Raw genomic sequence first — 11,738 nt, 5'->3', positions numbered from 1 at the left:
ATTTCGTGAATCATGTAAAACTCCCCATTCTTTATCATGATTCCTCTCTCCTCCAAGGAGAGAGTTTGCGATGAAAGTGGGGAATTTTCAACCGATTATATTGGGGATTTTAACGTTGATCTTCACACCATCGCATGCCATGCTTCTCCTTCAAATCTGCGAACACCCGTTCAATCGTCTCTTTCCGCTGTTCGTAAATGTGTCTGTTCGTTTCCGTGTGCCGCAAATGATAACTTCTTCCAGATAATGCGCCCCAATATGGCGGCTGATCCGCTTGGTGCAATCCTTGCTTTCCGTACACTGTGTCAATAACGGACAATGGCGGCATACCTCCGGATTGGACCGGTAGATGCGATAACCTTCCTTGGTCGTCGTTTCGTAGCTCAACACTGCGTTGTTCGGGCAAATGTAGCAATCGTAATACTCGTCGTAGACGTATTCGTGCTTACGTCAGAAAAAAGACTGTCGACCAGGGTTTGTCGACATGGACTGACCCCATATCTTGAGGCAAATCAAAACACCTTCAAGAAATTATATTCCCGTGAGTGAAGTTATGGAGCAACTTTGTATTAAGAACAAAACGCAGGTAAACACATGGTTACGTTGGTACAGAAATGGCGAAACTCACCGTTTTGCACAACCGGTAGGCAAACAGTACGCATATGGGAAAGGACCAGAGTTTGCCACGGAAGTTGAAAGGTTAAGACAAGGAAATCGTTACTTACAGCAATAATTGGATGTCTTAAAAAAGTACAAGGAGTGGGAAAGGAGGTGTCACCAGAAGCCGCAGTTCAGTGGATGGATGCTTTAAAGGGAGAGGTCACTGTAAAACAAACATGCAAATGGCTAGGTATTGCTCGTTCCAGCTATTAAATTATCGATGGAAAAATCAACGAAATACACAGCCGTTTGCCAATCCAATCGGCACTCTTCACTAAAGTATGAAACATTCTATCTCGAAGATATTGCCATCGTTGAACAGATTGTGCAAGACTACATTCATTACTATAACCCAATTCGCATTCAAATGAAACTAAACAACCAGTCACCGATTCAATATCGGCAACTGGCTGCTTAAAAAACTAAGGTGTTTTGATCCCTGTCCTACGGACGGGGGTCAGTCCCGTTCACCTTCCACGGTGTTTTTCTTTTGCTTTTTTTCGCTTGAGTTCTCTCTTATATTCCTTGAGTTCTTCCCGTCTGGCTTTGCTTAGGATTTGTTTTTCTTTTTTTCGTTTCTCGTACTCCAACTGAAGTGCCGCCTGGGCGTACGTCGACACTCCATTCGCTTTCATTTCACGGGCTGCCTGCCTTGCCAATCGTTTCGGGTTTATTTTTCTAGGTTGACGTTTTTCAACAGATAGGTGTTCTGACAACCCGCTCATGAACTCCAATAATTTTGTGTTAACAAATTCAAGTACTTCCTGGTCCTTTGGCTCAGAGCCAAACAAATACCTGCCCGCTCTCAGCTTTCCGTTAACAACTTCTTCTACAACACCTACCCAAAATTGACCATCATGAAAAACAGTCAATTTCACTCTCTATTCCCCCTCTAACACAAAATCATTGGAACGATGGACATCCCGAGGGGGGAAGGTTACTGACATTGGCAGCAGTTACCAATGCGTCTGGACTACCAACCAGACCGTGTTTTTACGTTCCATATTCATATTTTATCATACAACAAGCTTCACGTGATTTCACTATCCCGTCCGTCACCTCAAGGATCACAATCCAGCCCGTTTTCAAAAGATGAAGCCGAACCGTGATCAGGGTTGAACCCTGACACCGTTCGGCTTCATGGACATGATTTATTTTCTTTCTACTGCTCAGGTTCCGTCCTTTTCTTACTCAACCGTTACGCTCTTCGCCAGGTTGCGCGGCTTATCGACGTCCAGACCGCGGGCGACGGAAGCGTAGTACGCGAGCAGTTGCAATGGAATGACGGTCAGAATCGGCGTCAACATTGGCAAGGTGGTCGGAATGTGGATGACATCGTCCACGGTTTTGGCCAGTTCGCGGTCGCCTTCGATGGCGAAGCCAAGTACGCGGGCGCCGCGAGCTTTTACCTCAACGATGTTGCTGACCATTTTTTCGTAGATGTCCGGCTGGGTGGCCAGCGCCACAACCGGTACGTTGTCTTCAATCAGCGCAAGTGTGCCATGCTTCAGTTCGCCTGCGGCGTACGCTTCGGAGTGGATGTAGGAGATCTCCTTCAGCTTGAGCGAGCCTTCCAGCGACACCGCGTAGTCCAGACCGCGGCCGATGAAGAACAGGCTGGTCGCGTCCTTGATGCTTTCGGCAAAGCGACGGATCTGCTCATCGTTTTCGAGGATCGTGCTGATCTTCGCCGGGAGTTGCTGCAGGTGTTCCACCACGTTCGCGATCTCGGCAGCGGCCAGCGTGCCCTTGACTTGTGCAAAGTAGAGGGCGAACAGGTAAAGTGCCACGACCTGGCTGGTGTATGCCTTGGTGGACGCCACCGCCACTTCCGGACCGGCCCAGGTGAAGATCACGTCATCCGCTTCGCGAGCGACGGAGCTGCCCACTACGTTGGTGATGGCCAACACCTTGACGCCGCTCTTCTTCGCTTCACGCAGGGCAGCCAGCGTGTCGGCAGTTTCACCGGACTGGCTGATCACGATCATCAGGGTCTTGTCGGTGTAGATTGGGTCGCGGTAGCGGAACTCGGAAGCCACTGCTACTTCCACCGGCACGCGCGTCCATTTTTCGATGACTTCTTTTCCGACCAGACCGGCGTGCATGGACGTACCGCACGCGACGATGTAGATGCGGTCGTACGCTGCCAATTCCTCGTCGCTCATGTTCAGCTCCGGCAGCACCACGCGCTTGTTCGCTTCGTCAATGCGTGCGCTCACCGTGTCGCGGACGGCTTGCGGCTGCTCGTAGATTTCCTTTTGCATGAACGAGTCGTATCCGCCTTTTTCCGCCTGCACCAGATCCCACTCCACGTGGAACAGTTCCCGTTCGATTCGTTCACCGGTCTCGGCATCCATCAGTTCCACGCCGTCGCGGGTGAGAACGGCCATCTCCCCTTCATTGAGGATGTAGACGTCGCGAGTGTGTTCCAACAGGGCCGGAATGTCGGAACCGATAAAGTTCTCACCTTCACCGACACCGACGATCAGCGGGCTTGCCAGACGGACCGCAACCAGTTTATCCGGTTCATGCTCGGTCATGATGCCCAGCGCGTACGCCCCGCGCATGCGCTTCACGGCCTTGCGCACTGTGGAGACGATGTCGCCGTCATACAGATCGGCCAGCAGATGGGCGATTACTTCCGTATCCGTCTCCGAGGTGAACTCGTAGCCCTTGGCCATCAGCTCTTCCTTGATCGGCAGGAAGTTTTCAATAATCCCGTTGTGTACCACGGCAAATTTTTTGGCCGAATCGGTATGCGGATGGGCGTTTTCGTCGGACGGCTTGCCGTGCGTTGCCCAACGCGTATGCCCGATGCCTGCGTTACCGGCCAGCGGCTGTACAGCCAGTTTGCCCTCCAACACGGCCAGACGCCCTTTTGCTTTGTCCACCAGCAAACCCTGTGCCGTCTGAACAGCGATCCCCGCCGAGTCATACCCGCGGTACTCCAGCTTGCGCAGACCTCCGATGATGATTTCTTGCGCTTGTCGATTGCCAATGTATCCTACAATTCCGCACATATTGTTTTGTCCCCTTTCAGTGACGGGGACACGACCCACTGTTTGTGATACGGGGGGTGTGCCCCCGCCATTCCATTTGGTGTTGTTTGACTGACGATTTTGCAAAAACCCTTTTTTCCAAAACCTGTTGGTGTATCATGCGCGGGTTTTGTCCAACAGGTCGCCCTGCTGTTTTGTACCCGCGCTCCTCGGCAGTGATACAGCTGCCGGGAGGCATCCGCCGAACTCTCGATAAACCTCCACCTCGTCCACTGCGCTCCGTGTCGGACAAACGCAGTGCTGGCGCTTTTCCATCACGACTTTACACGATTCGATAACCTTTTGGAAAATTCCCCCTCAGTTTACATTTTGTCATGGCACATGAAAAACTGTATCACAGTTTCGCAGCCACGACAATCATTCTTTTGTCTTATTACTTGTATGCAGAGGGGAGTGGTATGGTACCACTCCCCTAGTCTATTATACCAGTTCCTGTTTCACCACGTCAGCAATCCGATTGACCAACTGTTCCAACTGCGCTTCGTCCGGCCCTTCCGCCATGACGCGCACAATCGGTTCGGTTCCGGACGGACGGACCAGGACACGGCCGTTTCCAGCCAGTTCCTCTTCCACCTCGCGAATGGCCTTCTCAATCGCCTGGTTGCCGGCGAGCTTCGTCTTGTCCTCGACCCGTACGTTGACCAGGATTTGCGGATATTTGGTCATCACCTGTTTCAGTTCAGACAGCGGCATGCCCGACTCCTTGACCACATTGAGGAGCTGCAGGCCAGTCAGCAAACCGTCCCCAGTCGTATTGTAGTCCAGGAAGATGATGTGGCCGGACTGCTCGCCGCCCAGGTTGTAACCGCCGCGCAGCATTTCCTCGACCACGTACCGGTCTCCCACCGCTGTTTTGGTGGTGTTGATTCCGCATTCTTCCATCCCTTTGAAGAAGCCCATGTTGGCCATTACGGTCGTGACTACCGTGTTGTTGTTCAGCTTGCCTTTCGCCTTCAAGGCACGTGCGCAGATCGCCATGATGTAGTCGCCGTCCACGATCTCCCCGTTTTCATCCACCGCGATGCAGCGATCGGCGTCACCGTCGAAGGAAAGACCCAGGTGTGCCTTGTGCTTCACGACTTCCTCCTGCAGGCGCTCCGGATGGGTGGAGCCGCACTGCTCGTTGATGTTGACGCCGTTCGGGTTGGCTCCGATCGTGATAACCTCCGCTTCCACGTCGGCAAACAGCCGGGCCGCCAGCGAAGAAACAGCGCCATTGGCGCAATCGAGCACCACTTTCATGCCGTCAAAGCGCTCCGTAACCGTGCTTTTCAGGTGGGACAGGTACTTTTGACCGCCCTCCAGGTATTCCAGCACTGTTCCGATGTGCTCGCCGGTCGGACGAGGCAGGGTGTCTTCCTCCGCGTCCAGGTATTGTTCGATTTCCTCTTCCACCTCGTCCGAGAGCTTGAAGCCGTTGCTGCCGAAAAACTTGATGCCGTTATCAGGATACGGATTGTGGGAGGCGGAAATCATGACGCCGGCATCCGCTCCCAGCGCCCGGGTGAGATACGCAACGCCGGACGTAGAAATGACGCCCAAGCGGACGACCTCCGCTCCTACCGAGAGCAATCCGGCCAACAGCGCGCTTTCCAGCATCTGTCCCGAAATGCGGGTGTCGCGCCCAATCACCACTTTCGGTTTGCCTTCCTGCTTGTGTCTGGTCAGAACGTAACCGCCGACACGCCCAATTCGGAATGCCAATTCTGGAGTCAGCTGGGCATTGGCCACACCGCGTACACCATCAGTTCCAAAATACTTCCCCATGTTTGTCCCTCTTTTCCTTCCTTGTACACCAAACAGCTTTTGTCTAGCTTCGCTTGTTCGTGATTTCCACTGTTACCTTCTTGGGTGCTGTTTTTGCCACTTTGACGTAATCCGGCTGGTTGAAGATGTAGTTCAAGGTAACCTCATACACACCGGCCGGCATGCTGCTCACGTCAGCGACCACCTGCACATCTTCCGGCCCCAGTTGCTGCAGCACTTCCGGTGCTCCCACCGTGTCGAAATCGATGGTGGACATCTCCTGACCATCCGGCGAAAGCACGCGCGCCTTCATGTTTTCCGAGAGGCCGCTGATGCGGATCGGGATTTTCGCCAAACGTTTGGTTGTGGACGGAACCACTTTCAGTGACACCTTCAAATACTCGGGTTCCACATTCACAATGTTTTCCAACACCGGTATCTTCAGCTCCAAGACGCGATCCGACGTAATGCTGCTCAGATCGATCTCCGGCCCCGGATACGTGCTCGTTTTGAGTGCATCGATCACTTCTTTCGGTCCGTATACGGTCACCTCTTCCACATTCATTTCTACACTAGCCAAACTATAGCCATCCGGCATTTCATTCGTCAAGTTCAATTTGATCGGGACCTTGACATACGGGCTTGTCACCGGCACGCTGACCTCCACGGTGAGCGGGATCACTTCCGCTGTCTGCAGGACGTTGCCCGATTTGTCCACTACCTTGAGCGGTACAGTCGTTTTGATCGGCGAGGTCGCCCCTTCTACATCGACGGAGGCCTTCACTGCCGCCACCCTGTCAGCCTGGCTCTCTGGTACTCGGACCAAAGCCCTAAACGGCTTGACCAGCGGCTCGCCGGCCGTGTACCCCTGCGCGACCTGTCCCAGCATCTCGACCGTGACTTCGCGCTCCACGGTCTTTTTCTCTTCCAGCGTGACTTCGACCACGTTGGGAATGATCCCCACCTTGGCATCCTCCCACCCCTTGTACTGAACCGGCACCTTGTGGGTCCCTGCTCCTTTGTCACGCAGGTCCACATACACCTCGTAGGTATCGGAGGGAAGAATATTATGGCGGTAAAACGGGTTGTTGCTCTCCAGCGCCACCTTGACTGTTTTCGGCTGTTTCACCACATAGTAACGCTCGCTGTCGTATTTGACGTGCAGGGCGATGTCGTCAATCAAGAGCGGGCGGCTCGTCTCCGTCGAAGGAGTCGAATCCATTTCCAGGTTGACGACCATCCACATCATGATCGCCAGCATCAAGGCGATGGCTCGCGCAAACCAATGACTGTTTAACCACTTATCCATGTTTTCGCCTCCATTGCCAACGACTTGCCATGGACTTGCTCTTTGAGGAAGGCTGGAGTTGTTCCATCAGGCATTCCGCCAACTGCTCCTCTGTCAGGTTGCGTTTCATTTCTCCGTTCATGGCAAACGACACGTGTCCCGTCTCTTCGGAAACGACAATGGACAGACCGTCAGATACTTCGCTGACCCCGATGGCGGCGCGATGGCGCGTCCCCAATTCTTTTGAAATGGACGTATTTTCAGAGAGGGGCAGGTAACATGCAGCGGCGAGAATCACGTCTCTGCGCATGATCACCGCCCCGTCGTGCAGCGGCGTGTTCGGGATGAAGATGTTGATCAACAGCTCCGAACTGACGCGCCCGTTGATGCCAATTCCTGTCTCCACGAAATCGTTCAGCCCGGTTTCCCGTTCGATTACGATCAGGGCGCCAATCCGCCGTTTGGCCAGGTAAGTCACGGATTTACAGACCTCCTGCACCATCTGGCGCACCGTCTCTTCGTCCTGCATGCTGCTCGAGCGGGAAAAGAGTCTGCCCCGCCCCAACTGTTCCAGGGCGCGTCGCAGTTCTGGCTGGAAGATGATCACGATGGCCAGCACCCCGAACGTAAACGCCTGCGACATGAGCCAATGCAGCGTCGTGAGCTGGAAGTACTTGCTCAACAACCAGGTGATAATGATCACCATGATCCCTTTGAGCAGCTGCACCGCTCGCGTACCGCGAATCAGCATAATCAGTTTATATATCACGTATGTGACGAGAGAAATATCGACCACATACCGCAGCAAATCCCCATAATCCAGTGAAATCATAAACGAAGCCCCCATATTTCGCTCCATCTCAAGGCAGTTGCTAGCGTCTCCTGCGGAAAAAGCACGGCTGCTTTTTGCCGTGCTGCATGTAACTATACTCTCTATTTTCTCCTATGGCAAGATAGGAAGCAAGTCATTACCAAGATTTTTCATTTCGTACCAAATCCATTCGAAGATCGCTTCGATTGACTCGGTGTTTCCCGCCACTTTGGCGGTGGAAGCCAGCACCACCTTGCCTTCGATGGCGACCACGTTGCCTTTTACTTGTCCCTGCACCTCCACATTTCCGTTGCGCACTACCAAATCTCCGTCGATGGTTGTTCCCGCAGGCACGACCACTACGTTGCGCTCATAGTCAATTTTTAGTTTATCCAAGTTGGACGAGGAAATTTGCAGGGTGTTATCCGCCTCAAACCAGGAAGCAAACATGCTCCCGGTCATCAAAAAGAGAAAGACAGCAGCTGCCGTAAGAAACGGATGATTCCGCAGCCAATTGGAAAATCGCCTTGTCTTGGGAGGAGCCGGCAATTGCGCAAGAACGCGAGCGGTAAAATCTGGCGAGACATGAACATGAGATGCGCTCTGGACAAAGGCGATGGCCCGCTGCAGTTCGTGCAGATGCCGGCGGCAGGAAGCACAGGTCTGCAGGTGGGATTGCAGCTTCTGATTGGACAGCTCGTCAATCTCTCCGTCCAGGAACTCGTGAATGAGCGCAATCATTTCTCGGCATTCCATCGTGGTATTCTCCTTTCCTACATAAATCGCAACTTGCTGCGCAAGGCTTCTCGACCGCGGTGAATCCGCGTCTTGATGGTTGTGACCGGCAGCTTGACAATATCGCTGATTTCCTGCAGCGACAGATCTTCAATGTACCGTAAAATCATGATGGACCGGTACTTGGGCGCTAGTTGGGAAAGGGCGCTCTGTACGGTCTCCTGCAACTCCTGCGTTACCACTTGGTCCTCTGGCCCCTTCTCGTTGGACGACAGCCGCGAATACCAATCCATGCCCTGTCCGGGCTCCAGTTCCTCGTCGAGCGAAAAGTCGGGCCGCTTTTTTCTGCCCCGGTCGATGCACAGATTGGTCGCAATCCGGTAAATCCACGTGGAGAATTTGTAACTTTCGTCGTAGGAATGCAGGTTGGCATACACCCGCAAAAATGTTTCCTGCGCGATGTCTTCCGCATCCTGGCGGTTTCCCACCATGCGATACGCAAGCTGAAATATCTTGTCCTTATATATTTCGATTAACTCGGCAAAAGCTTCGCGGTCTCCCCGCTTCGCCCGCTGGGTTAACCGTTTCTCTACAAAGTCCATGCGATCCTCCCCGCAATACCGTAATCTCCTTATACGGATGGTACTGCAAATGGTTTCGTTTTTCCGGCGTGTTTACTCGGCCATTTTTGAGGGAAATACAGGAATAAAGAGACAGGTTGTCTCCATATAGTAGTGATGGTACCCCTCTTAACTTGACGGTGTAAAGGAGAGTGGAACACATGCACGATCCGCATGTTCTTCTCCAAATCGAACAACTGCGCAAAGAGCTGAACGAACGCTACGAGGAACAAAAAACGATTACGCCCGAAATGGTGGAGTTAAGCGTGCAGTTGGACCATCTGTTGAACAAGCTGCATCCCCATCCTTAGAATGTACCGCTATCCTCCACTGATGTAAAGATGCGGAAACAAAAAGCGAGGGAACTCACGGGTCCCTCGCTTCTTTTCTTACAGCAATTTGTCGCCAAAAGCAGAGCTCATCAGGGCAACAGCGACACGGGCGGTCATGTTTTCCCGGTCGAGAATCGGGTTCACTTCCACAAACTCGGCCGAACAGAGAATATCTGCGTCAGCCAGCATCTCCAGCGCCAAATGACCTTCCCGGTAAGAGATGCCGCCAATCACCGGCGTGCCCACTCCCGGTGCATCGTGCGGATCAAGTCCGTCCAGATCGAGGCTGAGGTGGACGCCATCGGTGTTCTTGGACACATGGGCAATCGCTTCATCCATCACGCGGGCCATGCCCAGTTTGTCGATTTCGTGCATGGTGAACACCTTCAAGCCGATTCGTTTGATTAATTCGCGCTCGCCCGCATCCAAATCGCGCGCGCCAATAATCACCACATTTTCCGGCTTCAGCTTCGGCGCAAAACCGCCGATTTGCACCAGGCGCTCATGTCCGTACCCCAGGCTGGCGGCCAGCGGCATCCCGTGAATGTTGCCGGAGGGTGACGTTTCTCCGGTGTTCAAATCACCGTGAGCGTCAAACCAGATCACGCCGAGGTTTTTCACGTGCTTGGCCACACCGGCCACTGTGCCGAGCGCAATGCTGTGGTCGCCGCCCAGCACCAGCGGAAAACGCCCTTCCTCCATGATGGCGCTTACAGCTTCGGCCAGTCTGGTGTTGGCCTCCACCACTTCATCCAGGTACTTGTGGTTGTCTGTCTCGGTAAACGTGTGCGGTCGAGTAACAGGAATATCCCCTTTGTCCTGGATATCCAGACCCATTTTTTTCAAGCGATCAATCACGCCTGCATAACGGATGGCACTCGGTCCCATGTCCACCCCGCGGCGGTCTGCTCCCAAATCAAGCGGTACACCGATAATGCTGATGTTTTTGTTCATAAACGCGCCCCCTTCCCTTGGTTCACACACGCTTATTGTAGCCTTGAGAAAGGAAATGACTCAACTCGACAGCCATTTGCATAAAAAAACTGCAGGCAGCTGCCTGCAGGCTTTTTGACACGTGCGTCCCCTGTCATTTTATGATTGGTGAAACACACGGGGGGCGTACAGAAAAAAACGAGCAACCGATAAGCGGCTGCCCGTTTTACACGATGGAATGGAGCGGGTGATGGGAATCGAACCCACGCATCCAGCTTGGAAGGCTGGAGTTCTACCATTGAACTACACCCGCATGTGAACAAGGTCCCATAAAATGCAGATAGTCCCAACAGCTGATTGGGAATATGAAAGTGGTCGGGAAGACAGGATTCGAACCTGCGACCCCTTGGTCCCAAGCCAAGTACTCTACCAAGCTGAGCTACTTCCCGATCTACCTTCAGTTGTGGGAGGGGGAAGTGAGAAACATGTTCTCACGCCTAACCTCACACATCTGCAAATATGGCGTGCCCTGAGAGATTCGAACTCCCGACCTTTTGATTCGTAGTCAAACGCTCTATCCAGCTGAGCTAAGGGCACATATATGGCGGGGTTCCCAAAGCCCCTTTTTATTTGGGAATAAAGTAACTGGTGAGCCATGAAGGACTCGAACCTTCGACCCTCTGATTAAAAGTCAGATGCTCTACCAACTGAGCTAATGGCTCATGGAAATGGCTGGGGTACTAGGATTCGAACCTAGGAATGACGGAGTCAAAGTCCGTTGCCTTACCGCTTGGCGATACCCCAATGAGTAATGGGAATGGTGGGGAGAGACGGATTCGAACCGCCGAACCCAGAGGGAGCAGATTTACAGTCTGCCGCGTTTAGCCACTTCGCTATCTCCCCAAATCCTACCAACGAAGTGGTGTGAAAGGAATGGTGGAGGCTGACGGGATCGAACCGCCGACCCTCTGCTTGTAAGGCAGATGCTCTCCCAGCTGAGCTAAGCCTCCACAACACCCTACAAAGTTTCGGGATGGTTGAAAGTACATTCCCTATGCTTTGCAGGGACCCACTTCATTATATGGTGACCCGTAGGGGATTCGAACCCCTGAATGACAGCGTGAAAGGCTGCTGTGTTAAACCTCTTCACCAACGGGCCATGTAATGGTGCTCCCGACAGGAATCGAACCTGCGACCTCTTCCTTACCATGGAAGCGCTCTACCGACTGAGCTACAGGAGCAGATGAATGGCTCCTCGGGAGGGACTCGAACCCCCGACCGATCGGTTAACAGCCGATTGCTCTACCGACTGAGCTACCGAGGAACGTTGAAGACTTCGCGCCTTCAAAACTGGACATGCATGGTGCAAAGGATCATTGGAGTGGATAAGTCCTCGACCGATTAGTATTCGTCAGCTCCACGCGTTACCGCGCTTCCACACCGAACCTATCAACCTCATCGTCTTTGAGGGGTCTTACCAGCTTGACACTGTGGGAAGTCTCATCTTGGAGGGGGCTTCACGCTTAGATGCTTTCAGCGCTTATCCCGTCCGCA

10 protein-coding genes, 10 tRNA genes, 1 rRNA gene and 1 pseudogene are annotated in these 11,738 nt (G+C 53.1%); 2 read left to right on the top strand and 20 right to left on the bottom strand.

All coding sequences use genetic code 11. The features are described from left to right. Positions 1–127: 127 nt before the first annotated feature. Positions 128–450, bottom strand: a pseudogene (locus ETC00_RS18700) (transposase); the annotation flags it as partial. Between the two features lie 430 nt (positions 451–880). Here ETC00_RS18700 and ETC00_RS20995 point away from each other — a divergent pair. Then, positions 881–1,078, top strand: coding sequence for an IS3 family transposase (locus ETC00_RS20995; protein WP_152523343.1), 198 nt, complete (start codon positions 881–883; stop codon positions 1,076–1,078). Between the two features lie 49 nt (positions 1,079–1,127). Here the strand turns inward: ETC00_RS20995 and ETC00_RS18690 are convergent, their stop codons facing one another. The 7 genes from ETC00_RS18690 to sigW form a co-directional block, all read right to left on the bottom strand. Continuing rightward, on the bottom strand, positions 1,128–1,538 hold the full coding sequence (locus ETC00_RS18690; protein WP_029098109.1) for a YjdF family protein: 411 nt from the start codon (positions 1,536–1,538) through the stop codon (positions 1,128–1,130). A 309-nt stretch (positions 1,539–1,847) separates the two neighbouring features. Then, complete coding sequence (gene glmS, locus ETC00_RS18685; protein WP_171567596.1) at positions 1,848–3,680, bottom strand: glutamine--fructose-6-phosphate transaminase (isomerizing); 1,833 nt, start codon at positions 3,678–3,680, stop codon at positions 1,848–1,850. Positions 3,681–4,139: 459 nt separating this feature from the next. Then, positions 4,140–5,486, bottom strand: coding sequence for a phosphoglucosamine mutase (gene glmM / locus ETC00_RS18680; protein ID WP_171567595.1), 1,347 nt, complete (start codon positions 5,484–5,486; stop codon positions 4,140–4,142). A gap of 43 nt (positions 5,487–5,529) precedes the next feature. Continuing rightward, a complete protein-coding gene (locus ETC00_RS18675) occupies positions 5,530–6,774 on the bottom strand; it encodes a CdaR family protein (protein ID WP_171567594.1) in 1,245 nt (414 codons plus the stop codon). Continuing rightward, positions 6,767–7,585: a diadenylate cyclase CdaA gene (gene cdaA, locus ETC00_RS18670; protein ID WP_283092166.1), complete on the bottom strand. Its 819-nt coding sequence runs from the start codon at positions 7,583–7,585 to the stop codon at positions 6,767–6,769. Before cdaA ends, ETC00_RS18675 begins: the two co-directional genes overlap by 8 nt. A gap of 111 nt (positions 7,586–7,696) precedes the next feature. Then, entirely contained in the window at positions 7,697–8,320 is a 624-nt protein-coding gene (locus ETC00_RS18665; RefSeq protein WP_171567593.1) for a zf-HC2 domain-containing protein, read from the bottom strand. A gap of 17 nt (positions 8,321–8,337) precedes the next feature. Continuing rightward, on the bottom strand, positions 8,338–8,901 hold the full coding sequence (gene sigW / locus ETC00_RS18660; protein ID WP_171567592.1) for an RNA polymerase sigma factor SigW: 564 nt from the start codon (positions 8,899–8,901) through the stop codon (positions 8,338–8,340). A 179-nt stretch (positions 8,902–9,080) separates the two neighbouring features. Between sigW and ETC00_RS18655 the strand changes: the two genes are divergently transcribed. Then, entirely contained in the window at positions 9,081–9,230 is a 150-nt protein-coding gene (locus ETC00_RS18655) for an aspartyl-phosphate phosphatase Spo0E family protein (RefSeq protein WP_171567591.1), read from the top strand. A gap of 78 nt (positions 9,231–9,308) precedes the next feature. Here ETC00_RS18655 and rocF read toward each other — a convergent pair whose 3' ends face one another. From rocF to ETC00_RS18595, 12 genes are all read right to left on the bottom strand, one after another. Beyond that, positions 9,309–10,205, bottom strand: coding sequence for an arginase (gene rocF / locus ETC00_RS18650; RefSeq protein ID WP_171567590.1), 897 nt, complete (start codon positions 10,203–10,205; stop codon positions 9,309–9,311). A 218-nt stretch (positions 10,206–10,423) separates the two neighbouring features. Continuing rightward, positions 10,424–10,497 (bottom strand) — tRNA-Gly (locus tag ETC00_RS18645). Positions 10,498–10,556: 59 nt separating this feature from the next. After that, positions 10,557–10,633, bottom strand: a tRNA-Pro gene (locus ETC00_RS18640). A gap of 71 nt (positions 10,634–10,704) precedes the next feature. Continuing rightward, positions 10,705–10,781, bottom strand: a tRNA-Arg gene (locus ETC00_RS18635). Between the two features lie 49 nt (positions 10,782–10,830). Continuing rightward, a tRNA-Lys gene (locus tag ETC00_RS18630) sits at positions 10,831–10,906 on the bottom strand. A gap of 7 nt (positions 10,907–10,913) precedes the next feature. Next, positions 10,914–10,988, bottom strand: a tRNA-Gln gene (locus ETC00_RS18625). 14 nt (positions 10,989–11,002) lie between these two features. Continuing rightward, positions 11,003–11,087: transfer RNA gene (locus ETC00_RS18620), tRNA-Tyr, on the bottom strand. A gap of 31 nt (positions 11,088–11,118) precedes the next feature. After that, positions 11,119–11,194, bottom strand: a tRNA-Val gene (locus tag ETC00_RS18615). Between the two features lie 72 nt (positions 11,195–11,266). After that, positions 11,267–11,343, bottom strand: a tRNA-Glu gene (locus tag ETC00_RS18610). 6 nt (positions 11,344–11,349) lie between these two features. Continuing rightward, a tRNA-Thr gene (locus ETC00_RS18605) sits at positions 11,350–11,425 on the bottom strand. Between the two features lie 7 nt (positions 11,426–11,432). After that, positions 11,433–11,508: transfer RNA gene (locus ETC00_RS18600), tRNA-Asn, on the bottom strand. 57 nt (positions 11,509–11,565) lie between these two features. Then, positions 11,566–11,738, bottom strand: a 23S ribosomal RNA gene (locus ETC00_RS18595); the annotation flags it as partial.

Source organism: Brevibacillus sp. MCWH, assembly GCF_013096935.1.
In the GTDB taxonomy this organism is placed as follows: Bacteria; Bacillota; Bacilli; order Brevibacillales; family Brevibacillaceae; genus Brevibacillus; species Brevibacillus aydinogluensis.
This window is presented reverse-complemented; position numbering and strand designations above follow the sequence as displayed.